The sequence below is a fragment of the Calothrix sp. UHCC 0171 genome, from assembly GCF_034931845.1.
GTDB lineage: Bacteria > Cyanobacteriota > Cyanobacteriia > Cyanobacteriales > Nostocaceae > Brunnivagina.
The window spans coordinates 96,979-115,063 of record NZ_JAYGHN010000006.1 but is presented as its reverse complement, the minus strand read 5'-3'; the positions used below and the strand labels follow the sequence as shown (position 1 = coordinate 115,063).

Here is an 18,085-nt window from a genome sequence, read left to right as displayed (position 1 = left end):
CAATTCGCAATTCGCAATTCGCAATTCGCAATACTCGCAGAGCGAGAAGCAAGCTACGCAATACTCGCAGAGCGAGAAGCAAGTTACGCAATTAAGAAATCCAGGTTTTACAAGGGATTTAGAACTTGGATATGTTTCCGGATTTTCCTAACTATTGCGTCGCCGCAATACTTCCAACAATTTCAGAAATTCTTCCGGTAGTGGTGCGATCGCTTCTACCCACTCTTCTGTGAGGGGATGCTGCAACCTCAATCGCCAGGCATGGAGTGCTTGCCCTGACAAATTTACCCCCAGAGAACGTGCGGAACTATACAAAGGGTCGCCGACAATTGGATGATTATCCTGGGCACTATGAACGCGAATTTGATGAGTACGTCCAGTTTCTAGCTGAAATAGGATGAGGGTATAGTTTCCGAGACGCTCCTTGACTTGCCAGTGGGTGACAGCAACACGTCCACCTTTTTCGACGGGAATTATTGCCATTTTTTTACGGTCTACTGGATGGCGACCAATAGGTAAATCAATTGTGCCACTTTCAGTTTTGGGTACACCATAAACAATGCCGAGATATTCACGGCGTGCCGTTTTGGCTTTGAGTTGTGCTTGCAGATGTTGGTGTGCTTGTTCAGTTTTGGCAATTGCGATCGCACCTGTTGTATCTTTATCTAAGCGATGGACAATCCCCGGACGTTGGATGCCGCCAATTCCTGGTAAGTTGGGACAATGAGCCAGCACCGCATTCACTAATGTACCGTTAGGATGTCCGGGTGCAGGATGGACAACTAATCCCGCAGGTTTGTTGATGATGATTAAGTGTTCGTCTTCGTAGAGAATATCTAAGGGAATGTTTTCCGGTTGCAGTTCGAGGGGTTCTGCGTCGGGAATATTGATAACTATATAGTCGCCTGCTTGAACTGCGATTTTTTTGGAAGCACAGGGTTGGCGATTAACTTGGACACAACCTTGTTCAATTAAACTTTGAATGCGCGATCGTGATAACTCTGGTATTTCGTCGGCAAGATAACGGTCTAGTCTTTCCCCACTATCTTCTACATATAAATTGATTTCGTTCACTGTTATCCTAATCTCATTCCCCGTTGTTTTGGCAAAGCACTGAATTTAAGTAGTTGTGCAAAAGAAATATACACTGTTATTACGCAACAACTTATTCTACCGTATCTGGTAGTATCAGAATATGTCTATACAATTGTAGCTTCAAGACATTTCTATAGAAGTATATTTAGAGGAGAGTGTAAATTTATAATTAATTTTCCAAAACTAGGCGGACGGCAATATTTATACAAGAAGTAGCATTTAAGATTACTGTGGCAATTCTAGCTCAAATTCAATCCTTAAAATGGTGGTATGCAGCCATTTCAGCTATTACTAGTAATTTCTCAATCTCTTTTATTCTCACTATCTATATATTATACATCTATAATCAGTATGGGTACTATAAATAATAAGAAAAACAAGCTATTCTTAAGCTTTTCAGAGAATAACTATTAATTGCAGAAAGTTTTATAAATTACATTCTCGAATAATCAATTTTTATATAAAGATATCAACTTTTGTAACTGTAGGTTTTATTTATTACTATTAATTCTTAGTCAAATACTGATTAAGAAGGTGAAAATGTTATTGACTTCTTCATCAGAATCTGCACTTATTGGCTATTTTTTTTGATAACTTGTAGTAATGTGAATGTAAGCAATAGTTAATGGCGAGATGATATGTATATCAATAAAATCAAGCAAATTAATTGCCAACAGAATTTAAAATCAACTACAAAACTATTTAGGTTTTCTTAAAAAACTTTTTCTATACTTTTTTCCTATGCAAATACTTCCAATTGGCAGATATAGATTTTTTCAGAAAATACAGCCATTATTTATTTTAAACCAGGTGACAAGCACTCCAAAAACTGGCTGCTTGCAAGTTTTCAGTGCTTCCACATCTTGGCTGATATATTTTGAAAAAGGGAAACTAGTATATGCTAATTATTCGGAAAGGGCATTTGATTTACTGTATAAAAAATTAAAGTTATTTAGTGAAGAAATTCCGACTCTCAATCGGGAAACATACAAAAAACTACGGACAATCTTTGAGACTGCAATTGACAATCAAGCAATTGAAAACCCAGATTACTTAGCTATTTGTTGGTTAGTAAATCAAAAATATATTACTCCCATACAAGCGGGAATAATTGTAGAGGAAATATCTTTAGAAGTCATCGCCGCATTCTTGAATTTAACGGAAGGTAGTTATGAATTTACGGGGGAAAGCTTTATTAGCAAAATGCCAAAGTTTTGTTATTTGGACGTAAAATCTTTAGTTGAGAAATGCCAACAAAGAACAGAAAATCCTAGTTACTACAGAACTCCAGCAAATAAATCTGAAGAATCACCTGCATACAGTCAGCATGATGCCAAAGATAATGCTAATAATAGTCATCAATCAGGGAAAACAAATAATCAACGCATTTATAAAGTGATGTGTATTGATGATAGTCCGACAATTATCAATGCGATTAAATATTTTTTAGATGATCAGTTTTTTGATGTTATTGGTATTAATGATCCCTTGAAAGCTTTAATGCAGACTATTCGGATTAAACCTGATTTAATTCTACTTGATATTGGAATGCCAAATTTAAATGGTTATGAATTATGTTCTCTGTTGCGAAAACATGCGTATTTTCAAAATACTCCAGTAATTATGGTGACAGCCAGAACCAGCTTAATTGACAAAGCCAAAGCCAAAATTGTCAGAGCTTCGGGATATTTAACTAAACCATTTACACAAGCTGATTTACTCAAAATTATTTTTAGTCATTTAGATGTTGATATTTGATTGTCAATGATGATTATGTTCTAATTAGTGAGAAAACATTGCTGCAATTTGGTTAATAAAAAATGAGTGCGATTTTATTAGGGAAAATTGCGATTGTCGAAGATTCTCCCAGTCAGTTGGAGTTAATGAGCCATTTTTTGGATGGAACTGGCTACGAGATATTCAAAGCTGGTAATGCTAAAGAGGCTGTGAAAATTATATTTGCGGAAACACCGGATATCGTCATTACTGATGTTGTCATGCCGGAAATGAGCGGATTTGAGTTATGTCGGTTGTTACGAAAAAACCCATTAACTAAAGACATTTCGATTATTATTTGTACATCTAAAAATCAAAAAATTGACCGTTTATGGGGAATCCGACAAGGTGCGAATATTTATTTAACAAAACCCTATACCCGCCAAGAATTAGTTGATGCGATCGCCTCATTAAAATCATAATATAAATTAGTCATTATTGATCATAATTTTAACTACATTTCATTGCGGAATATCTCCAATAATTGGGGAATATAATCATATCCATCTACCCCAATTACAGCAATCATTTTTTGACGATTCGATTGTAATGCTGTTTGAAATCTTTCTTCTCCTAATTGCCCCTTTAAAATTGCTAATAAACTAGCGGGTTTACGCCATTCGCGGGAAGAAATTTGATTGAGTAGATACATTCCTAAACAACCTGTATAAACCGCACGTTCAAAATTTGCCAGACTGTAATTTGTTTCAGCTAAATTAGCTAAATTCAAACCCTGCAAATATAAATCTCCACAAAGCTGTGCGGTATTAAATGCACTCTCTAAATTTTGAATCGCTTTTTGTGATTCTCCGACTACTTGATAAGCAATTCCTAAACTACTCAAACATAAAGCTTTACTTTGAATATCACCCAACTGTTCTGATAATTTCAAGCCTTGCTGTAAATAATTAATCGCCATTTCATAGGTTTCTGCTGTCGCATCTTCTCGCTGCTGCGCTGTCATGACTTCGCTATAACCCAAATTCACCAGCGCATTCGCTTCCCCGGTTTTATCTCCCGATTGACGACTGAAAATTAAAGCACGTTGACTGTAATCAATCGCTTCGTTGTAATCTCTCTCTTCGACACAGGTGCGACTGAGATGATTGAGGTTAGCAATTTCGCAACTTCTATCCCCCGCATTCCTGGCTATCTCCAAAGCTTGCTGGTGAAATCCTTTGGCACGGGCATATTGTCCCATTGCCCGTTGTGAATAGCCTAAAAGTGTCAAAATCCTCGCTTTTTCTTGAGTTCCTGCGGCTGTACGTAATGGCTCATCGAGATAGTCTAGGGCATTCCGCAAATAGCTGCCGGAAAATGACGCAAATAACCCACCATACAAGGGAAAATACTGCTTTTGCGAAAAAGTCCGTAATATTTGTAACATTACCTGCGAAGAGGCATCACCATAGATATTCGCGATCGCTCGCAATCCAATTGCTAAATAGCTCCAAATGACAGCAAATGTCAAAAAGGTGGATATTGATAGTTTGGAACCAGCCTTGATATTGTAGGGTTGTTGGTCAAACCAATTCACTAAACCTCGTTGAATATATTGCAAAATAATAGCAACTTCTACCCAATCACCCATATTGAAATTACGCTGTCTCTCGGCAAATTCAATCACCGATTCCTCCCTTGCCAAAGTCCGAAACAGGGCTTCTGGAAATTCGCTTTTGACTTGTTTTGCCCAAGTTGCCCAAGGACCACTATCCCCTGGCACTCCCCCAAATCCAATTGTATCCTGACGCTCGTACATCCAACTGACGAGATGTTCTTGGAGTCGCTGCCATGATGCAGCACCACGGATGACTCCATTGGCAATTTGCTGTAAATTAGAGTCTGCCTGGGCGTACTGGTTTAAAGATTTTGCTAGCTGTTGAATTTGTTGTAAATTCAGAGGATTTTTGTGATTTTGGTCGATAACCCGCAAAAACACCCCTAGTTGTTCTTCAGGAGCCGAAGTCGTAATTTCCCTAATCGCCGCAGCCATGGCTCCTCTGGTTTTATTCTCTTCCTCAGCCCGCAGCCATTGGGTTTGAATAGTCTTAATCGCTCGCAGACTACGGGTTGCCTTAGCTTGTTTGAGTTCATCCTTTTCTGAGTTTACCAGTTGCTGAGTCGAATTGAGGCGATCGCTCAACAACATCTCAAAAATCTCTCCCGTATCGGTAGTCACGCCCTTGAGCAGCATTTGATATACCTGTTCGGCAGAGCTAATCTTACCCTGAAGTGTAGCCGCCACGATTTCATCGATGAGAGCAAGATACTTATCACGCAATGACAGAGAATCAGACACGTTACCCACTAGAAAACACCATTTTCAATTCTAGCGGTTAGTTCTCGATTGCGATGATTCATTCCGATTTCTCCCTCTCCCCCTTCCCCCTTTCCCCGTTTCGCCATACATTAATTAATAGTCTTTAATTAAATGACTAACTCAGGCTTAGTCTTGTAAAACAAAGGTTTGGAAGATGTTTACTACGTCAGAGACTCCTTTAGTCGCAATCGTTTTGATTGTCGCTGTTGGTATTTTGGGTTGGGGCTTTTATCGCGCCAGACCTTTTGGTAAGCTAGGAATCTTAGCCTGGTTGCAGTCGCTTGTATTAATGGCTCCCTGGCTGTTATTCTTCGGCTTGTTCGCAGCTGGGATTTATATAAACATTGTGGGTATTCTGTTTTTACTGGTTGCTTCCGCAGGGCTGTACGTTTACCTAGGCAGACAACTGCGTGCGGCTGGGCAGGAGACAATTTTGCGCCAAAAAGCAGCCGCCAGATTGTCGGAAAATAATCCATCCGCAACAGATACTACAGAAAACCCGAACTCACCTGCTGTTATCCCTGTTTTAGTGGAACCGATTCCGATTCCCGATGCAGATTTGACTGCAATCAAAGGTATTTTTGGCATTGATACCTTTTTTGCCACGGAAACCATACCTTACCAGGAAGGTGCGATTTTCAAAGGCAATCTCCGAGGAGAAGCGGAAGCCATCCACAACCGCTTAACTGAAAGTTTGCACGAACGTTTAGGTGATAAATATCGTTTGTTTTTAGTTGAGGGTAGCGAAGGAAAACCTGTAGTTATCGTCCTCCCCAGTCGTAATGACCCATTAGCGACAACCTTACCACAAAAGGTATTTGCCGGGATATTACTCATCGCCACAGTCGCCACCTGTGTGGAAGCCTCAGGTTTATTACTGGGCTTTGATTTCTTCGCTGAACCTTCACGCTACCAACAAGCACTACCGATTGCAGTTGGTATATTTAGTGTCCTCTTAGCTCACGAAATCGGTCATTGGGTGGTTGCTCGTCGTTATCAAGTGCGCTTGAGTTTTCCTTTCTTTATCCCGGCTATACAGATTGGTTCCTTTGGAGCAATTACCCGATTTGAATCCGTACTACTGAATCGGAGTGTATTATTTGATATTTCCTTGGCGGGACCAGCCACCGGGGGAATTGTTTCTCTAATTATGTTGGTAGTGGGGTTATTACTATCACCACAAGGTGGTGTGTTTCAGTTACCGAGCCAATTTTTCCAAGGTTCAATTTTAGTTGGCAGTTTGGCAAAAGTTATTTTAGGTTCCGCTTTACAAGCATCGGTAGTTAGCATACATCCGCTAGTGGCGATTGGTTGGTTAGGTTTAGTTGTCACTGCACTAAATTTAATGCCCGCAGGACAATTGGATGGAGGACGTATTGTTCAGGCAATTTACGGACGTAAAATAGCTAGTAGAACTACCTTTGCAACCTTACTGGTATTGTTGATAGTTGCTTTGGGAAATCCTCTAGCAATGTATTGGGCGATCGCGATATTCTTTTTGCAAAGGGATTTGGAGCGTCCTAGCTTAAATGAGATTAGTGAACCGGATGATGCCCGCGCTGCTTTAGGTTTGCTGGCATTATTTTTAATGGTAGCAACACTAATACCCCTAACCCCTGCCTTAGCTGGGAAATTAGGAATTGGTTAGGAATCAAAGATAGAGGAATGGGGAGTCTTTACTCTCCTTTTTCCCCACTCGCAACTCTTCCTTTCAACAAATAGGTTGTCATTGTCCCTTTACCTTTAACTTCAATTTCGCCCCGTTTTTCCCAGGTAAATTCATCAGCTAAGAGATTATATGTATCTTCTGACACCTGAATTTGACCAACTAACCCGTGAGACTCCATTCTACTGGCAATATTGACCGTATCTCCCCAGAGGTCATAGGTAAACTTTTTAATCCCAATGACACCAGCAACCACAGGTCCGCTATGAATACCAATGCGGATGTTAAAATTTTGTTGGTTCTCCATGTTGAAACAGGCGATCGCATTTTGCATCTCGATTGCCATATTTGCAATTGCCTGGGCATGATTAGAACTACGGTTCGGTAAACCACCAACTACCATGTAGGCATCACCAATCGTTTTAATCTTTTCCAAACCATAGCGATCGCATAATCGGTCAAAGGCTGAGAAAATTTTATTGAGTAGTTGTACGAGTTGAATTGCTCCTAATTGGGATGATATCTCTGTAAATCCCACAATATCAGCAAATAAAACTGATACATTAGCAAAGTCTTCGGCAATGTTGCCAGGTTGAATTTTGAGGCGATTGGCAATAGTTTCCGGCAAAATATTCAGTAGCAAACGTTCGGTTTGTTCTTGTTGTTCTCGTAGGGCATTTTCCACACTGATGCGATGAGTAATGTTGCGGAAAATACCACGTGTGGCGACAGGTTTTCCATCTGCAAATTTACAATTTATATTTCCTTCCAAAATAATTTTATCACCATTTTTAGTAAAAAAAGCCGTTTGTAGTGACTCAAAATTCTTACCAGCGATAACGCGGGAAAATATCTGGCGACAATGTTTTTGATAATCACTAGGAATAATATCAAAAATATTCATATTCGCAATATCGTGTTCGCTATATCCTAATGTTTCCCGCCAAGCACGATTCACATAGATAATTTCCCCATAGGTATTGACTGATTGAATTAAATCATTCGCATTTTCAAACAAATCACGATATCTTTCTTCGCTTTCTAACAGCGCTTCCTCTGCATGTTTCCGTTTAATAAATTCTGCAATTTGACTACCAATAGAAACCATCATTTGTAGTAATTCGATATCTGGGGGTTGTACTTCCCGACTAAAAAAAGTCATGACTCCAAAAGTATGGCGATCGTCTAAAATTGGAAAACCGAAAGCAGCATTTAATCCCGCCTTGACTGCAAATTGCGATCGCTCATCCACATCGTTTGTGACATCCCTTACCCATATTGGCGTACCCATTGTCCAAATTCTACCAGGTAAACCCATGCCCGCACGATATATAGTTTTCCAAGTAACTAACTTAAATTCTCGCACAGAGACGGTACGCGAAGACCACATTTCTACACAACGAAGCACGGGATAACTGTGATTTTGTAATGTTGATTTGGGAATATATTCATGTGATGTCCAAAGTTCCCCTAAATCCCATCCTAAACTTTCACAAATAATCCTTAAAATTTCTGGCATCGCCAATTTTATGCTCGTTGATTCTGATAAAATTCTTGTAATTGTATATTGTGCAGAATGCCTCTGCTGTCTACGTTTACGTGTTGTGACATCCCTGCCAATATAAACAATATCTTCTAAACCTTCGATTTTTTTAGGAATTACCGAACAAGAAAAGGCAACGAGAACTTTCTCTTTGGTTTTAGTGCGACAAACTACTTCTGCATTTTGGAAATATTTGTGAAACACAGTATATTTTTGAATAGCTTTTTGCAGGAGTTGATTATCATCAATAATTATAGAAATAGATTGATTAATTAATTCTTCTTCACTATAACCAAATAACTCCAGCGTCGCCCGATTAACTTTCTTAATTTCTCCAGATTTTGTTGTCACTATCAAAGCATCTGCCATTGAAGTGATAACTTTATCCATATAATTTTTATATGATCCTAAAACGCTCGACAGCAGATTTGTCTCATGGGACTTTTGGGAAATTCTCTGCTTGAGGAGCATCATATCTGTCACATCTTCTAATAAAATAATCAGACGATTTTCTTTTTCCTCGTGACTAGTTTCTCTCAAAATATATATATCAATATATAAATCATCTTTATTATCTAAACAGCGCCGGATTCCCTCCAATTCAAATAAATCTTGATTCCCTTCTAAGATGGAAATCAAAACATCTTCTAAACCAATAAATTCTGGAAAACCTAAGCGGATATCTTTTCCTAACATCACTTCCATCGGATTATCCGCAAATCGCTCTACTTGTTCCGAAGTATCAATAATCTGCAAATTTGCATCAATCTCTAAACGCTCAAATTTACGCGATGTATGATGTTTATTAAAAATACGATCAAGTACCTGGTATTTCATTGTGGTACGATAATAATTCTGCAAAATTTAAGTTCAGCAGGTAATCAAAAAAAAGAAGCAATTAGATTCATACAAGTACAAGCAGACAAGATGAATAATTTTTGAATCGCCAGGCTTTCAAGCAAAAGCAAGTAACAGAAATAGTTACTTTGATTGACATCATGCTGTACTCATATAGTCAATACAGATATTTAACCTAAATCTGTAATAATTGTTACTTATTCTTAACTTATCTACCTTCTGGAAAAATAAAGATTTAATTTTCCGCACCACTGATGTTTCTCTAAGCTAGTGTTCCAAAAAACAGGTAAATATACAAGAAGAAGGAGGCAATCAAAAAGTTGCTTCATCCCTAACCCAATACAACCCGATCGCGTCCTCGACGTTTCGCTAAATTTAAGGCTTTTTCAGCTGCGATAGTAATAGCCTCAGGTTCAGTATCAGTATCGGGAATAACACTCGCAACGCCAATACTAATAGTTAACACAGTTGCAGGAAGTCCACCAATTCCTGGATAATCGCATAAAATTGCCAGTTCTTTGACAGCTTCGCGAAGACTTTCCGCTGTGTTGACTGCGACACTTGCATCACCATGAACAATTATTCCAAACTGTTCACCACTATAGCGTGCAATCAGTACCGATTGATGTTCCATTCCCATACTCCCAGAACTAGATGCATCCAAATTACCTTTAGCGGCATAAAAACTACCCCCAAATCGCTGATTTAAACATTTCTGAATAGTTTTAGCAATTTTCCGTAAACAATCATCACCAGCAATATCACCGTAGGTTTTGTTATAAATCTTAAAGTAATCAATGTCGCACAAAATCAATGATATGGGGATTTGTTCCTCCGATGATCTGGCGACATTCTCGCGGGCATAACGTTGCCACTCAATTTGTAGATAGGTATTGAAATAACGACGGTTAGCCAGTTGTGTCAGTTCATCTAAAGTTGTCCGCACCCGTAAGCGCTGATTCTCGCGTTGGAGTTCCTCCATACGAGCATGACTAGCGTATTCTCCAGAATTGAGCTGTTCATGGAAATAAAGCCGAAACAGCTCACAAGCAGGGTGAACATAATCGGCTTCTAAATTCACCAACCCTAAACTCTGTAGGCGATGGGCGATCGGTATTTCCAATTTTACCGGAGTATCGGCGGTAATCACTTCATAAAAAGCGGCTGCGAGTTCAGGTTCTCCACGCAAAAGCACAACATACTCTCGTAAATACTCATTAAAAACACCAGATTCCGTAGGTGCCTGTTGCAATAGTTGCTCCAAATTACCTTCTAATCCCCCTTTGCTAACTAGATAGTAGAGCGCTAGTCTAATTAAGTAAGGATGCCCTCCCACCATAGCCATTAAGCGATCGGCTTCATCCCCATCATGCCAATCTAAACCATGTCGCTGGGCTAAATCCTCTACTTGTGCTTGAGAAAACGGTAATAACTTAATTGGCAAACCAATACTAAATGGTGAATGTGTAACCCGCGAAGGCACCAACATCTCACTCGAATAAGTCATTACCAACCTGAGCTTTTGCCAAATTTCTAGATACTTTGCCTGCTCGTACCATGAACGCAACAGCGTCAAAAAATCCCTGGCAATTTCTGGATGCTCTAAAACTACGTCGATTTCATTTAAGGCTAAAACTAACGGATTTGCTAACGATGTCAGTAAATAATCCTGAAAATAAATCAGACAACTAACTTTGCTGCCCATATCTTCATCCCAATAATCGTTAAGTTTTGCCTCCAAGCCCAACTCGCGACTAACGTTAGCACAAAACCAACGCAAAAATTTATCTGTATTGGCGTTAGTAAAAATAGAGATATCAACTTGCTGAAAATCCAAGCTCACGGTTCTGTAACCCAAATTATTCCCATGTGCCAAAATCCTCAAAAGTAAGGAGCTTTTTCCTGTTTTTCTAGGTGATTTAATACAAACAGCACCACCTAACTCAGTAATTTCACTGCAAGCAAGTTCTTCAATTGGCGGACGACATACATAAAAGTTAGAATCTTTTGATACGGGACCACTAGGGAATTCTAATGACACCGTACTAGTAGCTTGATTAAACTCTTTAATCAACTGATACTGCCTTCTATTTAAACTCCGTGATTCGAGAACATAGCGGAAATTTGATTTCTGGATTGGCTCCTGCCAAAAATCACTCATGAATTGCCATAGACTTGAGGCAACTTTTCTAACTCTTTCTTCACCGTAATGAGCTTCTAAAGCTATATTCGTATAAGTTTTACCTTCCCATGAAGATCGTAAAACTAACTCTTGAAGTGGAGTTAAAGTATTTGGAAGGCTAGCTTTGAGTAGCAATATGACTTCTTCGATTGTCATCAGTCATTAGTTCTTATTATTGTGGTTTTCTGTTGTCGGATTGTCTAAAAGTTCAGCAGTAAAACAATTAACAGTTCTGTAGCCTCAGCATTACTGGGAAACTAGTCCTTGTTGTCAAAAGACTACAAGAAAACCTTGACTTTTTAGTTAAACAATGAAACATCTATATTGCCTCGATTTCAGCGTTCACTGAATCTTGCTAGACCAAGAAATTAATAGGAATATTGTTAATTTATATACTATAGTTTGCCGATATTTCCAAATTTGAATATACGTAATGTAGCTTATTTGGGTTTGAGCCTGACATTTAAGAAAACGAGACAGTTACATTTGTCCATTTACCTTTTTGTGACTTCAGTTCACGATTGATTCTGGTGTCTGACATTAAAATGCAGGAAAAACTGTGCTTTGGTTAACAAATGGTTAACTTTCTTCACTATATTCCCTGTTAACTGTCAGGGTGCTAAGACCCGTAGAGCTACATAACATCTTTCCCATCCTACCAGCAGCTATGCACATCGAAGAACCAGCTACCCAACAGTTTGAGGTTGATGCTTCACAACGATGCGCCCCAGTCTCTACAGAACCAGGGCTATTATCTGCACTTCAAATGCTTGAAGATAAGCAGCAATTGCAGTCGGCGTTACGAATAGCGTTAGAAAAAAATGGTTTAGGTTTGTGGGAATGGAATCCTGTGACTGGCAACTTCCATTATGATTCTCTCTCTCTAAGTATTTTGGGTGATGAAAATGCCGAAATCTCTAACTATAAAGCTTTTGAACGGTTGATACATCCACAAGACTTACCACATTTGCTTAACGTCAGAAAAAGGTTTCTGGAAAACATAGAAGCGACTTACGAAGTTGAATTTAGAATTGCGACAAAATCGGGTGATTGGAAGTGGATTATGGAACGAGGGGTAGGAGAACTGATTGTTGATTTAGTTAACGTTAAGACTAAGGAAGGAAAAATCCCTCAAAAACAAAAAATTCTAGTTCGCATTTCCGATAATGGTAAAGGCATTCTGCCCCATATTCAACGACGCATCTTTGAACCTTTTTTTACCACCAAAGCAGCCACTAAAACTAATGGTTTGGGTTTAGAAATTAAGCATCCCGGAAAACTCAGTTGTAAATCACAGTTGGGCAAATGTAGTGATTTTTTGATTGAAATTGGCACTGAAGCTAAGATATATTCTCATCTCAGAAAACGTGCAAGCTGTTAGCACTAAAAAATATATATTTTTAAACTCTACTATTAGATAGTCATATCAATTCTAATTCAAAGAGGGCTTGTACCCCTCTTTTTTATTTAACTATGATTTTCTCAAAAGACTGATTCAGCTATTAACTTTAAGTAGTTCCAAAATCAGATTTATTCAAGATTTTCCTGATTAGCATGATACAGTCAGCATAAAGTATAAATAGTCATCATATTTTGACTGCCATTTTTGCAATTGCCATCTCAGATTCATCTGTCATCAGTTGATTGGAATGAAAAGAAGAATTGTCCTAACTAGCATTTATGTTACTGCAATACATTGATTTTCAGTGAATTAATCATCATGCTCGTATCAGTAATTACGCAACATATCTTTAAATAAAGAATAATTTAATTTGAAAAAAAATAATATTTTCTGAATAGGTAAATTCTATAAACAATTGCCATTTACCATCTCCAATAAAGATGCTTATTAACATCATTTATTGCTTGCGTAAGCTATGTAACAATTAAAATATTCCCTAATGAAACGGATATTAAAAAAATAACTTGAATACTTATTTTAATCAGTAATTTTATTTAGATAAAAGAGCGATATTAATGATAAATTGACAAAAACTTTATGAAGTCTTTACAGTTTTTTTAATAAATTGCGAAATAGTATCCCAATCCATATATAAACTGTGAATTGAGATAAAAATGTTCCCTATGACCAAAACATTAAACAATCCCGATATCGAGATATAAAAGACATGAATAATAAACAAGTTGAAGAAGTTCTGAAAGCAATTATTGCAGGTAAGTATTCCTGGGCTTGCGTGCTTATTCTCCGTTTTAACGGGTATGATCCATTGCACTATATCCCTTATCGTACTTACATCAGATTGCTAAAAGATAACTACCAGATGGATAGAACCGGTGTAAATTAATTCAGGGTGCATCCCACTTTTTGATCTACCGATAGAGTCAATAATTGCGGAGAAGTATGAACTGGGAACAGTTATGTCTTGCAAGATTATTCTCTCTTTATCGAATAAAGTCTGGGATGCTGCCACTCATCAATTCATGTATCTTCAATTTGAAAATATAAATTATCGTTAGTGGGTTTATTCCCAAAATCTATTATGAAAACAAAGCTGGGTTTAAACCCAGCTTTGATAATTTCAGGAAATGCTTAATAAAAAACTAAATCAACTGACAATAAAATGTTGATTTCTGTCATAGTATTTCTGTCATAGTTATGACTATATAACTGATCAAATGACACATCTGACGAATTCATAAATTTTTCAGGATATCCAACCCCCAGTACCTAATGTTGACAGTTCCACCCAAAACTCAGAAAATTCCCAAAATTGCTTATGCAGCCAAAATTTTTCACTGGGTAAACATCGTTAGTCTGTTTGTGATGCTTACGAGTGGCTTGCAAATTTATAACGCAAACCCAGTATTTGGAGGGCGTGAAGGTTTACATATTTTTCCCCTGTTCACATTAGGAGGATGGTTAGCAGGTGGTAGACACTGGCACTTTGCGGCTATGTGGGCATTTTCCTTAAACCTGCTTTGGTATGGAATTTACATACTAGTAACTCGTCGCTGGCGACATAAATTTGTCAGCACAAAGGACATCAAAGCGCTACAAAAAACCCAAAATCCCAAACGCTTAGTCTATGCATGGCATCGTATCGTTTATACAAGCATTATTCCCATCTTGCTGCTGGCAATATTTACAGGTATAGGGATGTACAAGCCAGCACAATTTCCGGGGATTGTCGATTGTTTTGGGAGTTGGCAAGCCTTACGCATTGTCCACTTTTCAACAGTTCCCATGGTTATTATCTTTGCCCTACTGCACTCATACCTTGGCTGGAAAGCTGGAGGTGAGCAACTAACCGAGTCAATGTTTTGGTAATTGGCAATTTTATGAGCATTATTCGTAAACCGTTACAACTCAAACGTCGTCAATTTTTACAAATATCGGGTTTATCAGGAATCAACTTGCTTTTGACTGGTTGTGGTACGCCAATATTTGAAGATGTTGTTGGTAAACTTTCCGAACCAATCAACCAAAAAGTTGAATCCTTAATCTTGCAACCGCAAAAATTAATCCCGGAATTTCCAGCTACAGAAATCGAACCCCAGGCATTAATTGTTAATACTTTTAGAGATACACCAATTATCGATACAGAAAAATATCGTTTAATAATTGATGGTGAGGTAAATAATCCTCTGAGTTTGAAGATGTCAGAAATTCAAGCATTACCTTTCACCTCAATGATTATCCGTCATGTATGCGTTGAAGGTTGGGCTGCGATCGTACAATGGGGAGGTATTAGATTGCGCGAAATTGTAGCACTCGCTCAACCAAAAGACAGCGTCAAATATGCTTATTTTTTATCGGGAGACAATTACTATTCGAGTTGGGATATTGCGTCAGCGCTACACCCACAAACTCTATTAGCCTATCAGAAAAATGGCGAACCATTACCAGTAGATAACGGCGCACCTTTACGATTAGCATCACCAATAAAATTGGGTTACAAACAAAGTAAATGGGTGACTCGAATTACTTTAGTGAGTAATTTATCTATGTACAAAGGTTATTGGGAAGACCAAGGTTACGAATGGTTTGCTGGACTCTAAAAGTTTCTGATTAATAAGCTTCTTTAAATAACGTGTTGATATTTTTACAACCTATAATATAAATAAGCTAGGGTAAATTTATATGTGTGCTGGCTGGAATTTTAATTATGATAACTTCACTAAATCAACTACTAAAATGGTTAATTATAGTCATTTTGTTTCCCTTGATATTTCTTAATGGCTGGTTAGCATTCAAGTTTTTTCATTATTTCCAACCAATTATTACAACTTTTGTCCTAGCTTCATTATTTGCATTTATACTCAACTATCCAGTGAGATTAATCCAGCAACGTGGTGTGAAGCGAGGTTATGCAACTGGATTAGTTTTTATCTCTACTTTGATAATTGCGATCGCACTCGGTATTACAATCTTACCTCTTGTTTTTGAGCAATTTAATGAAATGGTAAAAGTCCTCCCTCATTGGATTGATTCGAGTGAACAAAAATTATTGAATTTAAATAATTGGGCATCTACTCATGGTTTAAAAATCGACTTGACTCATTTAGTCACTCAGTTAACAGACCGTTTACCTGATGAGTTTCAGTATTTCGGTAATCAAATTATCGATTTTCTGATTGAGGCATTTGATAGTGTTTCCGAAGCTTTAGTTATTTTAGTTTTTACTTTCTATATTCTCATAGATGGTGAGAGAATTTGGAATGGGATATTTAAAAAAATACCAGTAAATATTAGTGATAAAATCCAGAAATCCTTTCATAAAAATTTCCAAAATTACCTGATTGGTCAAGTTATTATAGCTTTACTAATGGGTACTTCCCTCACAATTCTCTTTTTAATCTTACGAGTTCCATTCGGTTTAATTTTCGGCTTAGGAATTGGCATTTGTAGTTTAATTCCTTTCGGCGATATTGTTAGTCTTACTGTTGTCAGCTTAATTATTACCTCCCACGATATTTGGTTAGCTATAAAAATTTTCAGCATATCTATTATTATCGACCAACTCATTGACCAGGCGATCGCACCTCGTCTCTTGGGGAGTTTTACTGGACTTCGCCCAATTTGGGTTTTGACTTCGTTATTAGTTGGCACTTACATTGGCGGTTTATTAGGATTGTTGATTGCTGTACCCGTAGCAGGTATTATTAAGGATGCTCTGGAAAAATGGGTGTCATCATCAGTCAGCAACAATCTCGCAGGTGAAGAAATAGAAGCCAAAGGAATAGGCGATTTGGTGACAAATCAGTCCCATTCGCCGTAATTTAGGCAGTACAAAAATGTAGAACTCACGTTAAATTTAATTAATTTAATTCACCAACATAAAAACCCCCAGTTAGCGACCGGGGGTAAAAAGTAATACTATTTCACTTAATGTTTGCCAGAGATATACCTCATTTTTTCCTTGACCGCGATTCCTTTGACGGTGGTAAGCGTGAGGAGACACTATTACTAAAATGTTACCTCATACTACTAATATAAAGTATAAAAATATTTACCACATTGTGCTAATTACATATACCCATTGGGGGTAAGCTGTGGCGCATTTAACTTGTATATTAGACGCGGGCAAGATGCCCGCACTACAATAACTTGATGTTTTTCATTTATACAATTTAGCTGCACGTCAGCTTATGGGGTACTACCAGAGATATAAAATATTTGGTGTGTAAGCGAAGAAACGCGGGAGTAGGAGATGGAATGAAGCATTTGCTGGTGTCAGTCTCCGTCCCGCCAATCCCCGCCTCATATCGTTTCTCCAAAATCTGGCAACACATAAGCTAAATCTCCGCGTCTTTGCGTCACCATCTGTTACTTTCTTTTGGAGAATTGGTATCACCCAGTCAAGTATTAACCTAACCTGGTAATTGTTTCTTTAATGCCTCCAGGGAAGCCCAACGCTTATCCACGGTTTTCTCCGCAGAATTATCGGATTTATTGTTAGCAGTGCTTTCAATACCCTGGCAATTGCGATCGCACAATTGTCTGAAGGGTATTGCTAAACACATCTGCTCATACAACCATTCACTGGGGTGAAAATATCCTTGCGGCAATAGAGATTCTACCAAGTCTTCTAGTGGCACTTCCCGTTCTAAGGGTAAATCTTCAACTTGGTTGGCAGTTTCATCCAGCCAAATAATCTCAGATGTATCAACAGCCAAGCGATGATTGAATTGTTGCAAGCAACGGTTGCAAGTACAAGTAATTATTGCTTCTGCATTTGCCAAGACTTCCAAGTAATTACCACAGTGTCTGACCCGAATTACACCACGCACGGGTGTTAGGGTATCCAATCCGGGCAGAAACTCTCTAACCTGAATTTCCTCTGTCCGCTCAGGTGCTTTAGTTAGCTGCGGAATGAAAATTGCGTCCATAGGAGTAGTGAGCTATCTCACATTAAAAATTAGCTGTATTGTTAATATATTTGCTGACAATACATGATTTAGTCTAGCGATTATTGGTCTTTGTTGTGAACTAACGACTTTTGTTTTGTAAGCCAGAACATATGCACCAAACATATTATTAGTATTCTGTCAAGACAAAAGTCATAGATTATACCTTTCAAGGTGGGTAACGACTAACAAAATCCGGGTTTCTTTGATTGTAAAGATGTCAATTCCAGCAATCAGCTATGATTAATTTTCCCCGCGTCTCCCCATCTCCCCATC

The 18,085-nt window shown here is 38.1% G+C and carries 13 protein-coding genes; 8 read left to right on the top strand and 5 right to left on the bottom strand.

The window, feature by feature from the left end; genetic code table 11:
- Positions 1 to 147: 147 nt before the first annotated feature.
- On the bottom strand, positions 148 to 1,074 hold the full coding sequence (locus VB733_RS07030) for an RluA family pseudouridine synthase (protein WP_323339371.1): 927 nt from the start codon (positions 1,072 to 1,074) through the stop codon (positions 148 to 150).
- Positions 1,075 to 1,836: 762 nt separating this feature from the next.
- On the opposite strand from VB733_RS07030, the gene VB733_RS07025 reads away from it, so the two are divergent.
- Positions 1,837 to 2,853, top strand: coding sequence for a response regulator (locus VB733_RS07025; RefSeq protein WP_323339370.1), 1,017 nt, complete (start codon positions 1,837 to 1,839; stop codon positions 2,851 to 2,853).
- Between the two features lie 62 nt (positions 2,854 to 2,915).
- Positions 2,916 to 3,293, top strand: a complete 378-nt coding sequence (locus VB733_RS07020; RefSeq protein WP_323339369.1) for a response regulator — start codon at positions 2,916 to 2,918, stop codon at positions 3,291 to 3,293.
- Positions 3,294 to 3,325: 32 nt separating this feature from the next.
- Here VB733_RS07020 and VB733_RS07015 read toward each other — a convergent pair whose 3' ends face one another.
- Complete coding sequence (locus VB733_RS07015; RefSeq protein ID WP_323339368.1) at positions 3,326 to 5,170, bottom strand: tetratricopeptide repeat protein; 1,845 nt, start codon at positions 5,168 to 5,170, stop codon at positions 3,326 to 3,328.
- A gap of 175 nt (positions 5,171 to 5,345) precedes the next feature.
- Here VB733_RS07015 and VB733_RS07010 point away from each other — a divergent pair, with 175 nt between their 5' ends.
- Positions 5,346 to 6,839, top strand: a complete 1,494-nt coding sequence (locus tag VB733_RS07010) for a site-2 protease family protein (RefSeq protein WP_323339367.1) — start codon at positions 5,346 to 5,348, stop codon at positions 6,837 to 6,839.
- 28 nt (positions 6,840 to 6,867) lie between these two features.
- Here the strand turns inward: VB733_RS07010 and VB733_RS07005 are convergent, their stop codons facing one another.
- Both VB733_RS07005 and VB733_RS07000 read right to left on the bottom strand, forming a co-directional pair.
- On the bottom strand, positions 6,868 to 9,237 hold the full coding sequence (locus VB733_RS07005; protein ID WP_323339366.1) for an adenylate/guanylate cyclase domain-containing protein: 2,370 nt from the start codon (positions 9,235 to 9,237) through the stop codon (positions 6,868 to 6,870).
- A 352-nt stretch (positions 9,238 to 9,589) separates the two neighbouring features.
- Complete coding sequence (locus tag VB733_RS07000; protein WP_323339365.1) at positions 9,590 to 11,596, bottom strand: AAA-like domain-containing protein; 2,007 nt, start codon at positions 11,594 to 11,596, stop codon at positions 9,590 to 9,592.
- 511 nt (positions 11,597 to 12,107) lie between these two features.
- Between VB733_RS07000 and VB733_RS06995 the strand changes: the two genes are divergently transcribed.
- The 5 genes from VB733_RS06995 (at position 12,108) to VB733_RS06975 (ending at position 16,680) form a co-directional block, all read left to right on the top strand.
- Entirely contained in the window at positions 12,108 to 12,821 is a 714-nt protein-coding gene (locus tag VB733_RS06995; RefSeq protein WP_323339364.1) for a PAS domain-containing protein, read from the top strand.
- Positions 12,822 to 13,536: 715 nt separating this feature from the next.
- Positions 13,537 to 13,746, top strand: coding sequence for a HetP family heterocyst commitment protein (locus VB733_RS06990; protein ID WP_323339438.1), 210 nt, complete (start codon positions 13,537 to 13,539; stop codon positions 13,744 to 13,746).
- A gap of 386 nt (positions 13,747 to 14,132) precedes the next feature.
- Complete coding sequence (locus tag VB733_RS06985) at positions 14,133 to 14,729, top strand: cytochrome b/b6 domain-containing protein (RefSeq protein ID WP_096615422.1); 597 nt, start codon at positions 14,133 to 14,135, stop codon at positions 14,727 to 14,729.
- A gap of 11 nt (positions 14,730 to 14,740) precedes the next feature.
- Positions 14,741 to 15,460: a molybdopterin-dependent oxidoreductase gene (locus VB733_RS06980; RefSeq protein ID WP_323339363.1), complete on the top strand. Its 720-nt coding sequence runs from the start codon at positions 14,741 to 14,743 to the stop codon at positions 15,458 to 15,460.
- 107 nt (positions 15,461 to 15,567) lie between these two features.
- Positions 15,568 to 16,680 carry an AI-2E family transporter gene (locus VB733_RS06975; protein ID WP_323339362.1) on the top strand — a complete coding sequence of 371 codons (1,113 nt, stop codon included), beginning with the start codon at positions 15,568 to 15,570 and terminating at the stop codon, positions 16,678 to 16,680.
- A gap of 592 nt (positions 16,681 to 17,272) precedes the next feature.
- Here VB733_RS06975 and VB733_RS06970 read toward each other — a convergent pair.
- Positions 17,273 to 17,791: a YceD family protein gene (locus VB733_RS06970; protein ID WP_323339361.1), complete on the bottom strand. Its 519-nt coding sequence runs from the start codon at positions 17,789 to 17,791 to the stop codon at positions 17,273 to 17,275.
- Positions 17,792 to 18,085 lie beyond the last annotated feature (294 nt).